13 protein-coding genes are annotated in these 17,896 nt (G+C 70.8%); 6 read left to right on the top strand and 7 right to left on the bottom strand.

Annotation, left to right across the window (positions count from 1 at the left end):
* Positions 1-87: 87 nt before the first annotated feature.
* Both ACFWCK_RS07270 and ACFWCK_RS07265 read left to right on the top strand, forming a co-directional pair.
* Positions 88-1,791 (top strand): ABC transporter family substrate-binding protein, encoded by a 1,704-nt coding sequence (locus ACFWCK_RS07270; RefSeq protein ID WP_378805241.1) that lies wholly within the window; start codon positions 88-90, stop codon positions 1,789-1,791.
* A 173-nt stretch (positions 1,792-1,964) separates the two neighbouring features.
* A complete protein-coding gene (locus tag ACFWCK_RS07265) occupies positions 1,965-2,690 on the top strand; it encodes an alpha/beta fold hydrolase (protein WP_233309273.1) in 726 nt (241 codons plus the stop codon).
* On the opposite strand, the gene ACFWCK_RS07260 is transcribed toward ACFWCK_RS07265, so the two are convergent.
* Both ACFWCK_RS07260 and ACFWCK_RS07255 read right to left on the bottom strand, forming a co-directional pair.
* A complete protein-coding gene (locus ACFWCK_RS07260) occupies positions 2,641-3,933 on the bottom strand; it encodes an MFS transporter (protein ID WP_378805240.1) in 1,293 nt (430 codons plus the stop codon). The two genes, ACFWCK_RS07265 and ACFWCK_RS07260, sit on opposite strands and share 50 nt — an antisense overlap.
* Positions 3,930-5,285: a GH1 family beta-glucosidase gene (locus ACFWCK_RS07255; protein WP_378805238.1), complete on the bottom strand. Its 1,356-nt coding sequence runs from the start codon at positions 5,283-5,285 to the stop codon at positions 3,930-3,932. Before ACFWCK_RS07255 ends, ACFWCK_RS07260 begins: the two co-directional genes overlap by 4 nt.
* 293 nt (positions 5,286-5,578) lie before the next feature.
* On the opposite strand from ACFWCK_RS07255, the gene rpsT reads away from it, so the two are divergent.
* Positions 5,579-5,839, top strand: a complete 261-nt coding sequence (gene rpsT, locus ACFWCK_RS07250; protein ID WP_045270507.1) for a 30S ribosomal protein S20 — start codon at positions 5,579-5,581, stop codon at positions 5,837-5,839.
* A 231-nt stretch (positions 5,840-6,070) separates the two neighbouring features.
* Here rpsT and holA read toward each other — a convergent pair whose 3' ends face one another.
* From holA to ACFWCK_RS07235, 3 genes are read right to left on the bottom strand one after another with little or no spacing between them, the layout of a single operon-like run.
* Positions 6,071-7,114 (bottom strand): DNA polymerase III subunit delta, encoded by a 1,044-nt coding sequence (holA, locus tag ACFWCK_RS07245; protein WP_378805237.1) that lies wholly within the window; start codon positions 7,112-7,114, stop codon positions 6,071-6,073.
* A 29-nt stretch (positions 7,115-7,143) separates the two neighbouring features.
* Positions 7,144-9,816, bottom strand: a complete 2,673-nt coding sequence (locus tag ACFWCK_RS07240; RefSeq protein WP_378805236.1) for a ComEC/Rec2 family competence protein — start codon at positions 9,814-9,816, stop codon at positions 7,144-7,146.
* The gene (locus tag ACFWCK_RS07235; RefSeq protein WP_378805235.1) at positions 9,813-10,478 is read right to left on the bottom strand and encodes a helix-hairpin-helix domain-containing protein; all 666 of its coding nucleotides are present in this window, start codon (positions 10,476-10,478) and stop codon (positions 9,813-9,815) included. Before ACFWCK_RS07235 ends, ACFWCK_RS07240 begins: the two co-directional genes overlap by 4 nt.
* A 167-nt stretch (positions 10,479-10,645) precedes the next feature.
* Here ACFWCK_RS07235 and ACFWCK_RS07230 point away from each other — a divergent pair, with 167 nt between their 5' ends.
* Positions 10,646-11,248: an HD domain-containing protein gene (locus ACFWCK_RS07230; protein WP_378805233.1), complete on the top strand. Its 603-nt coding sequence runs from the start codon at positions 10,646-10,648 to the stop codon at positions 11,246-11,248.
* 120 nt (positions 11,249-11,368) lie between these two features.
* Here the strand turns inward: ACFWCK_RS07230 and ACFWCK_RS07225 are convergent, their stop codons facing one another.
* Both ACFWCK_RS07225 and leuS read right to left on the bottom strand, forming a co-directional pair.
* Positions 11,369-13,102 (bottom strand): GDSL-type esterase/lipase family protein, encoded by a 1,734-nt coding sequence (locus ACFWCK_RS07225; RefSeq protein WP_378805232.1) that lies wholly within the window; start codon positions 13,100-13,102, stop codon positions 11,369-11,371.
* A 54-nt stretch (positions 13,103-13,156) separates the two neighbouring features.
* Positions 13,157-15,778: a leucine--tRNA ligase gene (leuS, locus tag ACFWCK_RS07220; protein WP_378805230.1), complete on the bottom strand. Its 2,622-nt coding sequence runs from the start codon at positions 15,776-15,778 to the stop codon at positions 13,157-13,159.
* 123 nt (positions 15,779-15,901) lie between these two features.
* Here leuS and ACFWCK_RS07215 point away from each other — a divergent pair, with 123 nt between their 5' ends.
* Positions 15,902-16,960 (top strand): App1 family protein, encoded by a 1,059-nt coding sequence (locus tag ACFWCK_RS07215; protein ID WP_233309264.1) that lies wholly within the window; start codon positions 15,902-15,904, stop codon positions 16,958-16,960.
* Positions 16,957-17,895, top strand: coding sequence for a 3-methyladenine DNA glycosylase (locus ACFWCK_RS07210; protein WP_378805228.1), 939 nt, complete (start codon positions 16,957-16,959; stop codon positions 17,893-17,895). Before ACFWCK_RS07215 ends, ACFWCK_RS07210 begins: the two co-directional genes overlap by 4 nt.
* Position 17,896 lies beyond the last annotated feature (1 nt).

The following is a 17,896-nucleotide window of genomic DNA, read 5'->3' as shown; positions in this document are numbered from 1 at the left end:
GGTTGGGTCGATGTACCAGGAGGTTCCGGTTCACGCCGGTTAACTGTCCCCTGTCCCCAAAACGCCGAAAGGCATCGAAGGAGAACCATGAAAAGGCAGCACAAGCTGTGGGGCGTCATCGCTCTCACAGGGGCGCTGGCAATCGCCATCAGCGGTTGCTCGGCGGCCGGAGGCTCCAACGGCGGCACAGACAAGCCCGCTGAGACCAAGACCGCGGACTACAACCCGCAGCCTCGCGAGAACCTCAAGCAGGGTGGCGAGGTCCACTTCGGCATCAACGAGATCACTCCGCAGATGAACCCGTTCCAGGCGGACGCCTCGGCGGACACCACTCGCCTGGCGAACTGGTACACGCCCCAGGTCCTGCTCATCTCGCCAGATGGCAAGGTCTCGCCCAACCCGGCCTACCTCGACAAGTGGGACATCGGCGAGAAGGACGGCAACACCGTCATCACCGGCAAGATCAACGACAAGGCCGTCTGGAACGATGGCACGCCGATCGACTGGACCGCCTTTGAGGCCACCTGGAAGGCGAACAACGGCACCGACGAGGCCTACAAGGTGAGCTCGACGGACAACTGGAAGAACATCGAGTCGGTGACCAAGGGCGCCACCGACAAGGATGTCGTCGTCACCTTCAAGGGCAAGTTCGCCTGGCCCGAGGCCGTCTTCTCGACGATCCTCAACCCGAAGGTCAACTCGGCCGACCTGTTCAACACCGCTTACGTGGAGAACGCGCACCCCGAATGGGGTGCCGGTCCGTACAAGCTCACCAAGTACGACACGAAGGGGCAGAGCGCGACGCTCGAGCCCAACGAGAAGTGGTGGGGCGACAAGCCCCTGCTCGACAAGGTCACCTTTACCGGCTTGGACTCGACGGCGCGCATCAACGCCTTCAAGAACGGTGAGATCGACGCCGCCGAGACGCCGAACAAGGACGCTCTCGCCCAGGTCGCCGGCATGAAGGACGTCGTCACCTATCGTGCACAGCGCACCTCGAAGACGGTGCTCATCGTCGATTCCTCCAAGCCCCAGTTCAAGGACATCAAGGTGCGTCAGGCGTTCTTCATGGGCGCCAACATCGACGAGATGAAGAAGGTCATCTGGAACGGGCTCGGCTACTCGGAGGAGCCTGTCGGCTCGCTGAACCTCTACGGCTTCCAGGACGGCTACAAGGACTCCTTCAAGGATGCCGGCCTGAAGTTCGACGCCGCAGGAGCCAAGAAGCTCCTCGACGAGGCGGGCTGGAAGGAGAGCAAGGACGGGGTCCGCGAGAAGGACGGTGTCAAGCTTTCCGTCGTCTTCCCCAACCACAACGACTCTCCGACCACGATCGCGATGCTGAAGGCCCTGCAGCAGCAGGAGAAGGCCATCGGCATCGACATCAAGATCGAGCAGCGCCCCTCGTCCGACTTCTCGACCGACTTCACGACGAAGAACTGGGATGCGTTCTCGCTGCAGTTCACGGACGGCGACCCCTTCGGGCCGGCGTACTTCTGCCAGCTCTACTGCTCGGACAGCTCCCTGAACCTCTCCGGCACGAGCACGCCCGCGATCGACGAGAAGATCAAGAGCGAGGTGGAGTCGCAGACGACGGCCGAGACGTGGACGAAGGCTGCGATGAAGCTCGAGCCTGAGATCATCAAGGAGACCTGGGGTGTCATTCCGCTCTACAACGGTCCGTGGATCGTGACCGCCAAGAAGGGTCTCTCCAACCTGACCCCGGAGCCCTACGTGGGCCTCGACGGATTCGGCGTCCAGCCGGTCGAGAACGTGGGCTGGGAGAAGTAAGCACCACCCTCTGTTGTTGCGGAGCGGGGTCGGTGGTTCGCCACCGGCCCCGCTTCGTCGTTCGCCGGCTGGCAGCGAGGCCGCGCTCCCGATCTCCGTGGTGGCGTCCGGGGCGCGATTCCACGGCATGCGAACGGGGATCCTGTCGGTTCGCACCTCTTAGACTGGCGGCCATGAGCCGCTCCCCGGTGTCCGTGGTCCTCGTGCACGGGATCCGCACCTCCGCGACGATGTGGCGCGCGCAGGAGGAGTTCCTCGCCGAGCGCGGCAATCCGGTGGTCGCCGTCGATCTGCCCGGTCACGGCACCCGCATGGACGAGCCGTTCACCCTCGATGAGGCGATGGGCACGATCGATGCCGCCGTGCGCGACGCCGCCGGTCCCGTGCTGCTGGTGGGGCACTCGATGGGCGGCCTGCTCTCGACCGCGTACGCCGGGGCGGATCCGGCCCCGCCGATCGCCGGCTTCGTCGGGGCCTCCTGCACGGCGCTCCCCCGCGGCGCAGGGCTCGCCGCCTATCGGGTGCTGGCGGGCGCCTTGAACGCGATGCCGGATCGCGGCATGTGGCTGAGTCGGCAGGTGCTGGACGCGACGTTGCCCGCCTCGACGCGCGAGGACTTCGGCGCGGGCGGATACGCCATGGCCACGCAGGACGACGCGCTGCGCTCGCTCGTCGAGCTGGATCTGATCGCCGCCGTACCCCGCATCCGGGTGCCCACCTGGTTCGTGAACGGGCAGTTCGACCAGCTCCGCACCCACGAGACGCTGTACCGCCGGCTCGCGCCCGATGCGGAGTTCATCATCGTGCCGCGCACGACGCACCTGGTGACTGCGATGCGGCCCCGGGTGTTCAATGCGGTGCTGCAGCTGGCACTGGCGACGCTGGAGACGGCGCCCTGACCGCATAGGTCATCGCGGCGCCCACGACCGACAGCACGGCCGCGGCGCCGAACAGCAGCCCGAATCCGCCGACCAGGGCGACGAGGCCGGCGCCGAGCAGCGGCCCCAGCAGCTGCCCCAGCTGCGCCGACACGTTCACGAGCCCGAGGTCTCGCGCGTGGTCGTCCGGATCCTTCAGCAGATCCGTCGCGAATGCCAGGCTCACCGCCATGTACGCGCCGTACCCCGCGCCCATGATCCCGGCGGCGACCGCGGTCATCTCGAACGAGGGGCTGATCAGGATCACCACGCCGGAGACCGCCTGCACGACCGCGGAGACCGCGGTGATGGTGCGGCGACGGCGCAGCGGGCTCGCCGACGGGCGGTCGGAGAGCATGCCCGCGATGATCGACGCGATCACGACGAACACCGTGTAGATCACGATCAGGATGAGCAGGTCGTCCTGGGCCGCGGCCGACGGGACGCGGACGCCGTAGAGCAGGAAGAACAGCAGCAGCGAGGTGCCGAACGCGTTGCCGATGTTCACGACGAGACGGCTCACGAGCAGCCACAGGAAGTCGCGATCGCGCCACGACGCGCGGCGCGCGGCCGTGCGCGGGGCGGGCAGCGCGAGCTCGTGCGCCGGCGCGTCCGGCAGCAGCAGCGCCGTTCCGGTCCCGATCACGGCGATGATGGCCGCCATCAGGAAGTAGGACTGCTGCACGTTCAGGCCGATCAGGACGACCGCGCCCACGCCGACGACGATGCCGACCGCCTGGGCCGAGCTCGCCGCCGCCGAGGCGGCACCGCGCTGGGTGGTGAGCTGGTCCGCGATCATCGCGGTGAGGGCCGCCGAGGCGACCGAGACCCCGACCGAGACGACGATCCAGGCGCCGCCGACGGCGGCCGGCCCCGCCACCATGCCGGTCAGCACCAGCCCGATCGCGGCGAGCAGGGATCCGCCGATCGCCCACGGCCGCCGGCGTCCCCACCGTGAACGGGTGCGATCCGACCATCGACCGGAGACGGGCGCCGCGATGATGCCGACGAGTCCGCCCACCGACAGCACGACGCCGGCCCAGACCACGCCGGCGATCCAGTTCTCACCAGGGGCGCCGGTGTCGAGCTGCAGCGGCAGCAGGAGCTGGATCGGGGTGAGCTGGACCGTCCAGATCGCCAGCCACGCGAGCGTGAACAGGGTCATCCAGATCGGGCCGACCCGCTTCCCTGCACTCGGAGCAGGGGTGCCGGGGTGTTCGATCATGAGCGTGCCTCCTCGATGAGCGCGCGGTACCAGGCGTACGAGGCCTTCGGGGTGCGCTGCCCCGTGTCCATGTCGACGTGCACGAGCCCGAACCGCTGCGTGTACCCGTCGGCCCATTCGAAGTTGTCCAGTAGCGACCACACGGTGTACGCGTCGATGCGCACGCCCGCGCGCATCGCCGAGAGCACCGCCGCGAGGTGTCCGCGCAGATAGGCGACGCGCGCGGCGTCGTCGATCGGCTGGTCGATGTGGTCGGGCTCGGGGAACGAGGCGCCGTTCTCGGCGATGACTACCGGGGGCAGCGACGCGCCGTAGCGCTCTCTCGTATCGACCAGGAACGCGGTCAGCGCCTCGGGCACGATCGGCCACAGCGGGCCGAATCCGGTGACCGGGGCACCGGGCGTCGGCACCACGTCGAAGGGAATCGGTCCCGCCGACGCCGCCACCGTCGTCGGGTTGTAGTAGTTCACGCCGTAGACCTCGCAGGGCGCGCTGATCAATGCGAGGTCGCCGTCCTGCACCGGGAGCGTCACCCCGAGCGGCTCCAGGTCCGGGTAGCGGCCGAGCAGCACCGGATCCGCGTACATCCTGTTGTGGATGAGGTCATAGAGGTACGCCGCCTGCTGGTCGGCCTCGGAGTCCGATGCCGGCAGCACCTGCGTGTGGTTGTTGACGATCCCGACGCTGTTCGCACCGCGCGCGTGCAGGATCCGCGCCGCGTAACCGTGTGCGAGAAGCTGATGATGCACCGTCGGAAGCGCGTCGAAGAGCAGCGTGCGCCCCGGCGCGAGTTCACCGATCGCGTAGCCCTGCAGAGTCGTGGAGACGGGCTCGTTGATCGTGTACCACTGCCGCACCCGGTCGCCGAGCGCATCGGCGACCACCTCGGTGTATTGCGCGAACCGTTCGGCGGTGGAGCGGTTCAGCCAGCCGCCGGCCTCCTCGAGGCGGGACGGCAGATCCCAGTGGTACAGCGTCGGCGTGGGCACGATCCCGGCGTCGAGAAGTCGATCCACGAGCCGGTCGTAGTAGGCGAGCCCCTGCGGACTCGGCCGTCCGTCGGGCAGCACGCGCACCCAGGAGATCGAGAACCGGTACTCGTCGACGCCGAGTCGGGCCAGCAGCGCGACGTCCTCGGCAGCGCGGTGGTAGCTGTCGGGCCCTGGATCCGCCGTGCCGGCGTCGCGCACCCGGCCCGGGGCGTCGACGAAGTCGTCCCAGATGGATCTGCCCCGACCGTCCTCGGTTCTCGCCCCCTCGATCTGGAACGCCGCCGTCGCGGCGGAGAAGCGCAGCCGGCGCAGCAGGGCACGATCGAGCGCGGGCACGTCAGCGGTGACGGGTTCGGGCATGGACGACTCCTTCGGGTCCTTCGCCAGCATGCACCATCCACTGCTGCCGCCCTGCACGCGACGCGCCCGGGATTCGCCGGGTCCGAGGTGTGTCGCCGGCTCGGCATCGGATACGTGGCGGGCGTCTTGACTGCGCGCATCCCGGACGCACGGGCCGGTTCGGCATCGGACCGGATCCCTGATAAGATCGGTGATTGGCTTGCGTGTCAGGTCCCACCCCTGCACGCTGCCGGAGGCGCCCCTCTACCGCCAGGCCGGCATGACCATCCATCACTCGAACGAAGGTTCCATCCGTGGCGAACATCAAGTCGCAGATCAAGCGCAACAAGACCAACGAGAAGGCGCACGAGCGCAACAAGGCCGTCAAGAGCGAGCTGAAGACCGCCGTCCGCAACACCCGCAAGGCCATCGCCGGTGGCGACAAGGCCGCCGCCGAGGCCGCGCTGAAGACGGCGTCGAAGAAGCTCGACAAGGCCGTCAGCAAGGGCGTCATCCACTCGAACCAGGCCGCGAACCGCAAGTCGTCGATCGCGAAGCAGGTCTCCGCTCTCTGAGCCGGAACTTCCGAAGGCCCGTCCCGATCCGGGGCGGGCCTTCGTCGTTGCCGGGTCCCTCCCCGTTACTGGATGCCGCGTCCGGGCCTCTGGTCCGAATTGAGCAGGTTTTGGGGCGCGCTACCCCGTTTGGGGCGCACACCGCCACCGAATCGTGGCCTGGCACGCCCCAAAACGTGAGAATGCGCCCCAAACGGAGAGGGTTCCCGCGTAGCGTCAGCGGACCCGCGGTCAGCCGCCGTACGGGGTGCGGGTCGCGATCACCGTGATCATGCGCTCGAGCGCGAAGATCGGGTCGCGGGCGGCGCCCTTGACGTCGGCGTCGGCCCGCGCGGTCGCCTGGATCGCGAGCCCCAGGGTGCGCTCGTTCCAGCCGCTCAGATCGCGGCGGGCACGGTCCACCTGCCAGTCCTTCATCCCGAGGCGGGCGGCCAGCGCCGCGTTCGACTCCCGGGATCCCGCCACCCGCGCCATCGACCGCAGCTTCATCGCGAACGCCGCGACCATGGGCACCGGATCGGCGCCGGAGGACAGGGCGTGTCGGAGCGCGATGAGCGCCTCGCCCAGGCGCCCCGCGATCGCGGTGTCGGCGACGACGAACGCGGAGACCTCGACGCGTCCGCCGTAGTAGCGCTCGACGAGATCGGGCGTGACGTCGCCCTGCACGTCGTTGATGAGCTGCTGGCAGGCCGCGGCGAGTTCGGTGATGTCGTCGGAGAACGCGGAGACCAGGGCGCGCAGCGCCTGCGGCTGGATGCGTCGGCCTGCGGCGCGGAACTCGCCCGCGGCGAAATCGGCCTTCTCGTCATCGCGCTTGATGGCGGGGCAGGCGATCTCGATCCCGCCGCCGGTGCCGGCGCGGATCGCATCGAGCAGCTTCTTGCCGCGTACGGTCGCACCGGTGTGGCGGAGCACGACGGTGGCACCTTCCTGCGGATGCTCGAGGTAGGCGATGGCCTCGGCGAGGAACGCGTCCGTGCAGCGCTCGACGCCGGAGATGCGCAGCAGGCGCGGCTCGCCGAACAGCGACGGCGAGGCGAGACCGAGCAGGCTACCCGACTCGTAATCGGAGGCCACCAGATCGCTGACCTCGAGCGCCGGGTCCTCGGCGCGCAGGTAGGCGCGCACGCCGGCGATCGCGCGCTCGGCGCAGATCTCCTCGGGACCGGATACCAGCACGATCGGCGCCGGCCGGGGATCGCGCCACGACACCTGCGGGATGTTCGTCGCCTTCCCTCCGCGTCGTGCGGCAGAAGTCGAGCGCGGTGCGGGCATACCCCCAGCGTACCGGCGGGCGCGGACGTTCACGGCGCCCGCGCTGTCGAGGTCGCCAGGGGTTCCGGCGCCGGCTGCCCGGCGCGACCCGTACTCGTGGCGGGCCCCCTGGTCGGGCTCTCGGTCGGCGCCGACGTAGCGTGTCCGCCCGGCGGGCCACTGTCCGTCGGTGCGGGGCGCTGGGTCCAGACGCGCAGCCCCTCCTCCCCCTCCGACACGAGGATCGTGCCGCGCTGGTCGGTCCGCACGATCGGCGTGCGTAGGGCGCGCAGCATGTCCAGGGTGCTCGCACGCGGGTGCCCGTAGTCGTTGCCCGCGCCTACCGAGATCAGCGCCAGCGCGGGATCCAGATCCGCGTAGAGCTGCGGATCCTGATCGGCACTGCCGTGATGGGCGACCTTGACGACCGTCTCGTCGTGCGGGTGCGCGAGACGACGCAGCATGCCCTGCGAGGTCGCCGAGAGATCCGCAAGGAACAGGCTCCGCGGCACGCCACCACCGGAGATCTGCAGGATCACGCCCGCGTCGTTGCCCGGCGGGAAGACCTTCTCGGCGCGGCGGGGCCAGAGCACGCGCCAGTCCGCCCCGCCCAGGCGTCCGGTCGTTCCCGCCGCCGCTTCGAGGATCTCTGCCCCTCCGCGCTCGAGTCGGTCGAGCTGGTGCTGGTGCGCGGCCGTGTCGACCGGTCCGTGCAGCACGACGTCGGCCCGGCCCACGGCCACGTCCGACGCGCCGGCGTGATCGTGATCGAAGTGGGTCAGCACCAGCAGGTCGAGTCGCGTGACCCCGAGGTCGTCGAGACAGCGCCGCAGCGGTTCCGGATCCGGACCGGTGTCGATGAGCATGGTGCGTCCGGAGGAGCGCACCAGCACGGCGTCGCCCTGCCCGATGTCGCACATCGCGATCGCCCAGTCCGCGGGGCGCTGCAGCAGGGCGACCGGGCCGGTCACGATGCCCCAGCCGGCGGCCGCACCGATCGCCACGGCCAGGAGGCCGCCGACGAGGACCCGCCATGGACCGCGGAGCGGTCGCCGCCGCACGATCACCCAGAAGACGCCCGCGCTGAGCGCCGCCACGGCGAAGGCCGTGCCGATGCCGGCGGGGGCCTCGATCGTCGCGAGCGGCAGCGCGGCCGTGGTCACGGCGGTCTGCGCGATCCACGCGGACGGCAGCCACGCCGCGGCGGCGAACAGGTCGGCGAGCGGCGGGACCGGCATGGCCAGGCAGGCGAGCAGACCCAGCACCGTCGCGATCGGCGAGGCGGGTTCCGCCAGGAGATTCGCGATCACGGAGACCAGCGACTGCTGCGTCGCGAACAGCGCGATGATCGGCCCGCACGCGAGCTGCGCCGACAGCGGGACCGCGATCGCCAGTGCGACCGGCCCAGGAAGCCGGCGCCCGAGCCCGGCGGCCAGCGGCGGGGCGAGCACGATGAGCCCCGCGGTGGCAGCGGCCGACAACGCGAACCCGGGAGCCGCAGCCAGGCGCGGATCCGCGAGCAGCAGCACGGTGACCGCGAGCAGCAGCACCGAGAGGCCGGCACGCGGACGCCCGAGCAGCAGTGCGGCCATGGCGACCCCGGCCATGGCCGCGGCCCGGATGACGCTCGGCTGCGGCGTGACCAGCACCACGAATCCGGCGAGGGCGAGAGCCGCCACCACGATGCGCGTCGTCCGGCCGCCACCGCACAGCGCGACGATCCCGAAACCCGCGGCGGCCACGAGCGCGAGGTTGCTGCCGCTCACGGCGGTCAGGTGCGAGAGCCCGCTGGCTTTCATGGCCGTGTCGAGGTCGTCGCTCACCGCGCGCACGTCGCCCACGGCGAGACCCGGGAGCAGCTCGGAACCCGGTTCCGGCAGGCGCTGGCTGCGCTCGATGAAAGCCGCGCGCACGTCCCCTGCGAGTCGCTCGACCGGGCCTCCGCGCGACAGCTGCTCGACGTCGCCGTTCGCGAACAGCACCAGCGCCGCGCGCTCGCCCGGATCCGTGCCTTTCGCCTCCGCCATGAGCCGCAGCACGGTTCCAGGCCCCAGCGTGGCGGCGTGCGCGTCGGGCGGGATCCCGATCCGCACCGGCACCTGCAGCGGCCCGGGATCCTCCCCCGGCCCGAGCCGGAGCGTGTCCGCATCGGCCCACAGCCGGCCGTCGGCACCGAACGAGGGCAGCGACCGCACGCTCACCTCTGCGGTCACCGCATGCCCCGCCAGCCCCGCTGCCTGATCGCGGGCCGGTGCCGCCGCGGCGGCAGCGCCGGCGATGGCGGCCGCGATGGCGAGGCACACGATCGCGAGCGGCGCCGCCCGGGCGATGGCGTCGAGCGTTCTCGCGCCGAGCGAGGGAGAGCCCGGCCGGGGAGAGCCCGGCCGGGAACCCGCGGATGCCGTTCCTCGAACCTCAGGAGACGGATCCGTCCTCTTCGCGAGACGCGGTGACCACCGCTCCCCTCCGCCCGCGCGGGTCCGGCAGCGGCGGATGGCGAGCGCGGTCACGGCGGCCGGCGCCGCCGTCGCGATCACGATTCCCGCGGCACCGGGAAGGAACGAGACCAGCAGTGCGACCGCCCAGGCGGTGACGGCGACCGGCACCATCCGCACGTCCCTGAGCCGAAGCCCGACCGGGAGAGCCGGTTCATCGGAGAGGGCTTCCGACGGCACGACGCCGCCCCGGGCCGCTGCCCGTGCGACCGGGCGGGAGGCGCTCATACCCGCACCAGGTCGCGGATCCCTGCCAGCATCTTCTCGCCGATGCCGGAGACCCCCAGGAGGTCGTCCACGCTCGTGAACCGCCCATTGCTCGTGCGCCATTCGATGATGCGCTGGGCGAGCGCGGGACCGATACGCGGCAGCTGCTCGAGAGCAGCGGCGTCGGCCGTGTTGAGGTCGATGAGTCCGCCTGCGCCGGGGCCGGAAACGTCCCCGCCCGGCGGACCGGATCCGCCGGCGCCCGGACCCGGCAACGCGCCGGCCGCGCCGACGGCCGGTACCAGGATCTGCTCGCCGTCGGCCACGGGGCGCGCGAGGTTCACCGCCGCCAGATCCGCGGTCGGCAGCGTGCCGCCCGCCGCGGCCAGCCCCTCGGCCACGCGCGCCCCGTCATCGAGCACGTACAGCCCGGGCTTCGCCACCTCGCCCAGGACGTGCACGTAGACCGAGCCCGCGGAGATCCCGGATCCGCTCGAGCGGGGCTCCGGTGTCACGGCGATGCTCTCCGGCGCCGTGGACCGGCTCAGCAGGCCGATGCCGACCGTGACCGAGACGGCCACGAGCGCCACCACCACTGCCGCGCCGAGCCCCAGGCGGAGCCGTCGTGGCGTACGCACGACCACCGTCGGCGACGCGCTCTCGGACTCCGATTGCTCGCTCACACGCCGACGCTAGGTGCGCGGGGCGGCGCGCGGAACGTGCCCTGCGCAACCCGTGCACAACCCGGGAGGCTCTCGTGCTGTGGAGGACGAGAGTGCACGGCGCACGGGCTCCTCGACCCGCGTCGACCGATACGCTGATCGCACCGATCGATCGACCCGGAGCCGCCATGCGCCTGCACGACTTCCTCCCGCCCGACACTGCTGCCGCCCGTGGGGCGCACGAACTGGTGATGCGGTTCCAGTCCCCTGCGCTCGTCAACCACGTGCTGCGCAGCTGGCTGTGGGCCGAGGCGTTCGCCGTCGTCGAGGGGCGCCGCGGTATCGATCACGAGCTTCTGTACACCGGAGCCGTGCTGCACGACATCGGGCTCGCCCCTGCATACGACAACCACGTCCTCGGCTACGAGGAGGCGGGTGGCTTCGTCGGCGAGGCGCTGGCGGCCGGAGCAGGATGGTCCGCCGGACGGCAGCGCCGCGTCAACGAGATCATCGTGCGGCACAACTGGCCGTCCGTGGACCCCGACGAGGACCTCGAGGGATACCTGCTCGAGACGTCGACGGGGCTCGACATCTCAGGGCGCCGCGACGAGGAGATCCCCCTCGAGTTCCGCCGCGAGGTGCTCGCGGCGTTCCCCCGGCTCGGCCTCGCCGAGGAGTTCGGCGACCGCGTCCAGCAGCAGTCGGCGCGCAAGCCGCACAGCCACGCGCGACGCCTCGTCGACGGCGGCCTGCTGGGCAAGCTCGCCGACAACCCGCTCGAGCGGATCTGACCGGATCCACTCCCGTCCGCGTGCGGCGATCGGCGCAGCTGCTGGTGCGCATGCCCGCGGCACGCTCTCTCCGGACTGCCCGTCCGCGTTCGGCGACACGTGCGGCCCGCGGACCGACGGTCAGCGCCCGAGCGCCGCGCGCAGAGCCTCCGCGAAGTGCGGAGCGATCCGCGCATGACCTGCTGGCGTCAGATGCACCGCATCCGCCTGGGGCGCGGAGTAGTCACTGACCCAGCCTGCGACCGAGATCGCGGCGACGCCCTGGTTCCGCGCCTCCTCGGTGACCACGGCGTCCATCGCGCGCCGTGCGGCGTGCGCGGCGTCGCTGCGACTCATGACTCCGTTCACGACGATCGGGGCGTTCGGGTAGGCCTGCCTCAGCAGACCGATCAGCTGGTCCTCTGCGGCGACGACCTCGGCCGCGGGGCGCTTCTGCGCCGTGTCGTTGCCGCCCAGGGTGACGATCACGACGCCCGGGTCTCCTTCGGGCAGCAGCACGCGGTTGCGCGCCACGCTCTCGACGACGCCCGCTGTGCTTCCCGCGATCGGAGCAAGGTAACCGGATCCCGGATATCCGAACTTCGCGATGTTCGGGAACCCCGCGCTGCGCGCGCCCTGATCGATCCAGGAGTCGCCCGAGCACTGGGAGTCGCAGATGAGCACGGCGGTGGATCCGTCGACCGCCGTCGCGGGGACCGTGAGCAGGCGCCCCGCGCGCAGCACCGTCTGCGCCTTCTCCCAGTCCTGGTGCGCGCCGCGGTCATCGACCCGCGTGTCCTTCGTCGGCCAGCCGAAACGGGCCGGATCCGCCGCCCAGATCGCGAAGTTCTCCGCATCGAGGCGGAACACCCCGGCGCCCTCGTGCCATACCAGCACACCACCTGTGAAGGCCTGATAGCGGCCGCCCGCGACGTCGATCTTCTCCCCCGTCGGCAGGCCGAGCTCGCCCTCAGGACCGCCCAGCTCCTGGTACCGGTTCTGGATGTCGCCCGCCGCGGTCGCGAGGACCGCCCCGTCCTTGTCGGAGCGGTACAGCGCGCCGCCCTGGAACGTCTGCATCGAGCCGCCCTGGAGCCGTGACGCGTCGGCCGTCGGCAGGCCGAGCGCACCGCCCGCCCCGCCGCGATCGTGGTACGCGGCCAGGAACGGCGCTTGCACCGAGGCCGCGCCGGTGCCGGCGGACCACCACACCTCGCCGCCGTCGAACTCCTGCACAAGACGATCGCCGACCGCCCGCTGCGTGCTCTTCGGGTAGCCCAGCGGTCCGGACGCGCCCGCCGCGCGACGATGAGCGTCTGCGATGTCCGAGACGGTGGGCACGGCCCTGCCGTCGCGCATGTAGATCGTGCCGTTCACGAACTCCTGGACGACCGTGCCACGCCGGTCCGCGTGCTCAGCCCCCTTCGGGAACCCGAGCCCGCCGCGCTCCTGGGAGTAACGCAGCCACGACCGCCAGAGCGCGCCGCGCACCAGGATCGGGGCATCGTCGCCGTTCGCGAAGATGCCGGCGTGCTGGAACGCCTGCCACGGCCGGTCGGCGGATCCGCTCTGCTCCGCGATCGGCAGCCCCAGCCTCGCCACCCCGCCGAGCTCGTCGAACGCCGCGCCGACCGCGCCGGCCCGCACGATGTGCGCGAAGCCGTTCACAGCCGCGTAGATCGTGCCCGCGCGGAAGTCCTGCCGGCACACTCCCGCCCTGCACGTCTCGTGGTTCCATGCGGCGCCGAGCTCGTCATCGTGGTGGTGCCAGAGCACGCCGATCGCGCTGGTGGTGCTGACCGGACGCGGCAGCTGCCACGCCAGCAGCAGACCAGCGCCGGCGAGCACGGCGACCAGGACCATCGTGCCGAGCACGCGCCGCATCACCCGGAGGGCGCGCGCTCCCTTCCCCCCGGAGCGCAACGGAACTCAGCCCTTGACGGCGAAGTTCACGATCTTCGGGGCGCGGACGATGACGCGCACGATCTCCTTGCCGTCCAACGCGCGCTGCACCTTCTCGTCCGCGCGGGCCAGCGCCTCGAGGTCCGCGTCGCCGATCTTGGCCGGCACCTCGAGCGTCGCGCGCACCTTGCCGTTGACCTGCACCGCGCAGGTGGCGGTGTCCTCGACGAGCAGCAGGGGGTCGGCCTGGCGCCACGTCACGAGTCCGACGGACGGCTCGTGCCCGAGGATCTCCCAGATTTCCTCGGCCGTGTGCGGCGCGACGAGGTCCAGCATGACGGCGACCGTCTCGGCGGCCTCGCGCACGGCGGGGTCGGCGGGGCCGGATCCGGCGTCGATCGTCTTGCGGATCGCGTTCACGAGCTCCATCAGGCGCGCGACGAGCACGTTGAACTTGGTCTGCTCCACGAGCGCGGGCGCGTCGGCCAGCAGATGGTGAGTGACCCGGCGCAGCGCCGCATCCCCGCCGTCGAAGACGACGTCCACGGGGCTCGCGACGTCGTGCGCCGCACGCAGCGCACGAGCCAGGAACTTCTGCGCGCCAGTGGTCGAGACGTCCTTCCAGTCCTTGTCGTCCTCCACGGGGCCGGCGAAGGCCAGCGCCACGCGCAGGGCGTCGGCGCCGTAGGCGTCGAGCTCCTCCTGGAAGAGCACCAGGTTCCCCTTGCTCTTCGACATCTTCGCCCCGTCGAGGATCACCATGCCCTGGTTGATGAGGCTGGAGAACGGCTCGGTGAAGTCGATCAGGCCCATGTCGAAGAGGACCTTGGTGATGAACCGGGCGTACAGCAGGTGCAGGATCGCGTGCTCGACTCCGCCGATGTAGGAGTCGATGGGCGCCCACCGGCGCGCCTCGTCCGGGTCGAAGGCGACGGTGTCGCTGTTCGGCGAGAGGAAGCGCAGGTAGTACCAGGAGCTGTCCACGAACGTGTCCATGGTGTCCGGATCGCGCAGCGCCGGCTCGCCGGTGCCGGGCACGGTCGTCTGCACCCAGCTGGTGGCGGCGCCCAGCGGCGAGGAACCCTTCGGCGACAGGTCCAGGCCCTCGATGCTGGGCAGGCGCACCGGCAGGTGCTCCTCCGGAACCGGGACGATCTCGCCGTCCTGCGTGTGCAGCATCGGGATCGGGGTGCCCCAGAAGCGCTGGCGGGAGATCAGCCAGTCGCGCAGACGGTAGTTCTTCGCGGCACGTCCGGTGCCGGCCGCCTCCAGCTGCTCGATCGCGCGGGCGATCGCGTTGCGCTTGGACAGGCCGTTCAGTTCACCGGAGTTGATCATCCGCCCGTCGCCGGTCAGAGCGATCCCGGTCTTCGCCGGATGCTGGTCGTCGAGCGATTCCAGCGGCTCGATCGGCACGCCGTCCTCGTCGACCTCGATCACCGGCAGCGCGCCGGTGATCGGGGCGGTCGTGTCGACCACGACCTTCACGGGCAGGTCGAAGGCACGGGCGAAGTCGAGGTCGCGCTGGTCGTGCGCGGGCACGGCCATGACCGCGCCGTGTCCGTAGTCGGCCAGCACATAGTCGGCAGCCCAGATCGGCAGCCGTTCGCCGTTGACGGGATTGATCGCGAAGCGGTCCAGGAACACGCCGGTCTTCGGCCGGTCGGTCGCCTGCCGGTCGATCTCGCTCGTCTTCTGCACCTGCGCGAGGTACTCCGCGAAGCGCGTCCGCACCTCGGCCGACGAGCCGGCGGCCAGCTCCGCGGCCAGATCCGAATCGGGGGCGACGACCATGAAGGTGGCGCCGTGCAGGGTGTCCGGACGAGTGGAGAACACGGTGACGACGCCTTCGCGACCCTCGATCGCGAAGTCGACGTCGGCGCCCACCGAACGGCCGATCCAGTTGCGCTGCATCTGCAGCACCTTGTGCGGCCAGAAGCCCTCGAGCTGGTTCAGGTCGTCGAGCAGACGGTCGGCGTAGTCGGTGATCTTGAAGTACCACTGGGTGAGGTTCTTCTTCACGACCTCGGCGCCGCAGCGCTCGCAGCGCCCGTCGACGACCTGCTCGTTGGCCAGCACCGTCTGGTCGTTCGGGCACCAGTTCACCGGGCTCTTCTTGCGGTACGCCAGTCCCCGCTCGTACAGCTTCAGGAACAGCCACTGGTTCCAGCGGTAGTACTCCTCGTCGGAAGTGTGCAGCTCGCGCGACCAGTCGAACGAGACGCCGTAGGTCTGGAAGCTCGCCTTCTGCTGCGCGATGTTCTGGTACGTCCATTCGCGCGGATCCGCTCCACGGCGGATGGCGGCGTTCTCTGCCGGCAGGCCGAACGAGTCCCAGCCGATGGGGTTGAGGACGTTGTGCCCGCGGTGCCGCCAGAAGCGCGCCACGATGTCGCTGTAGAGGTAGTTCTCGGCGTGCCCCATGTGCAGGTCGCCGGACGGGTATGGGAACATCGCCAGCACGTACTTGCGCGGACGCACGTCCTCGACGCCGCCCGCCTTGAAGGTCTCGTTCTCGGCCCAGTACTTCTGCCATTTGGCCTGAAGCCGCTGCACCTGGTGCGCCTGAAGCTCGTGCGCCGACTGCGACTCGTCGTCATTCGACGGGGATGCGGCGTGGGACGGGTTCTCAGACAACGCGACGACCATTCTCTGCGGCAGGGGAAAAGAATGCCCCGAACAGGGCAACCTCCAGATTATCCCAGCCCGCGAGGGGGCGCGTTCCGTCCCGGAGGAGGCGTCTGCGGCGGAACGTGAAAGACTAGAGCCGCTATGCCCTCGTCCTCATCCCGACCGGAGCGGATCCACTGGTTCGCCCGCCTGGAGCACCGCTTCCACGCGTGGCGTGAACGGCGCGCCCGCAGACGGGGCCGCACCGCGAGTGTCGTGCCCTTCCCCGGCTACGGCGGACCCGGCTGGATCCGGGTGGTCGGCCGCGTGCTGATCCTGCCGAAGACGCGCGGGCGGGGCAAGGACGCAAGCGTGCGCGGCTGGCGCAGCTTCGTGGGTATCCCGGTGAGCTTCGCGACCGTCACGATCACTGTCGCGGGACGCACGCACGAGGTCGCCGCCGATCGCGGCGGAGTGATCGACTGCCGCATCGAGGCCGACCTGTCCAGCGGGTGGCAGCAGGTCACGATGGCGGTCGAGGGACAGGATCCGATCCCCGCACGGGTGTTCGTCGTCGCCGACGACGTGCGCTTCGGCGTCGTATCCGATGTCGACGACACCGTGATGGTGACCGCCCTGCCGCGCCCGCTGATCGCGGCCTGGAACTCCTTCGTCGTCGACGAGCACGCCCGCACCCCGGTCCCCGGAATGGCGGTGCTGCTCGAACGTCTCATGCGGGACAATCCGGGCTCGCCGATGATCTACCTCTCCACGGGCGCCTGGAACGTGGCGCCGACGCTCAACCGCTTCCTCTCCCGGCATCTGTTCCCGGCCGGATCCATGCTGCTCACCGACTGGGGCCCGACGCACGAGCGCTGGTTCCGCAGCGGGCGCGAGCACAAGCTGCAGAACCTCGGACGGCTCGCCGAGGAGTTCCCGCACATGCGGTGGCTGCTGATCGGCGACGACGGGCAGCACGACGAGGCCATCTACGGACAGTTCCTCGTCGATCACCCCGAGAACGTCGCGGCGGTCGCGATCCGTCGTCTGCTCCCCGCGGAAGGCGTGCTCGCCGGACGTCGTGCCGCGGCCCGGGCCGACGGTGACGCCGCCGACACGGAGGCACGGGACGAGGACCTCGCGCCGTGGGTGAGCGCGGAGGACGGCGCCGGGATCCTCGACGAGCTCATCGACGCCGGCGTCGTGCGCTCGGAGCCATGAGCCCCGCCGACGGCGAACCGGCCCTCGCTCCCCTGCCATCGGAGATCACGGTCGCCGCCACGGTCGCACCCCCGCGCCTCGATCGCGCCACGTGGTCGGCACGCGCCGAGGCCCACGCGGAGCGCGCCGATGCGCTGACCGCGGAGCATCGCGACCGTCAGGCGCGGCGCGAGAAGCACCCGGTCCACGATTTCCTGTTCACGTACTACGGCTACAAGCCGGGGCAGCTGCGGCGCTGGCACCCCGGTGCCGGCGTGGTGCTGGACGACGCCCCCGAGCGCGCGGAGTGGCGCTGGTACTCCCCTGCGCCCGCGACGGAGCCCGGCACCGTATCCGTGATGCCCGATGCCACCGCTTTCGCCGCGGAGAAGCCCGAGCTCGCGCGCCTCGTGCACGCGATGCTCGCCCGCACGGCCGCCCGTCCCGGCCAGTTCGGCTGCTTCGGTCTGCACGAATGGGCGATGGTCTATCGCACCCCGGAGCACCGGCACGAGGTGCCGCTGCGACTCGGCCAGGCGGGCACCGATGCCGTCGTGGAACAGGGCGAGCTGCGCTGCACGCACATCGACGCGTACCGGTTCTTCACCCCGGAGGCGGCGCCGCGCAACCGGCTCGTCCCGACCCGCGAGACGCAGCCGCTGACGGAGCAGCCCGGATGCCTGCATGCAGGCATGGACGTGTACAAGTGGGCGATGAAGCTCGGCCCGCTCGTGCCGGGTGAGATCCTGCTGGACGCCTTCGAGCTGGCCCGGGACATCCGGATCCTGGACATGGAGGCCGCCCCCTACGATCTGAGCGCGTGGGGCGTGGTCCCCGTGCGGATCGAGACCGCGGACGGCAAGGCCGAGTACGTGCGCCGGCAGCGCGACTTCGCCGAGCGGAGCACCGCGCTGCGCCTCCGGATCCTCGAGGCCTGGCTGGGTGCAGCGGACTGAC

This window comes from Microbacterium sp. NPDC060117 (assembly GCF_042729315.1).
Lineage (GTDB): Bacteria > Actinomycetota > Actinomycetes > Actinomycetales > Microbacteriaceae > Microbacterium.
The sequence above is the reverse complement of the archived record's forward strand: the minus strand, read 5'-3'. Positions and strand labels throughout refer to the sequence as shown.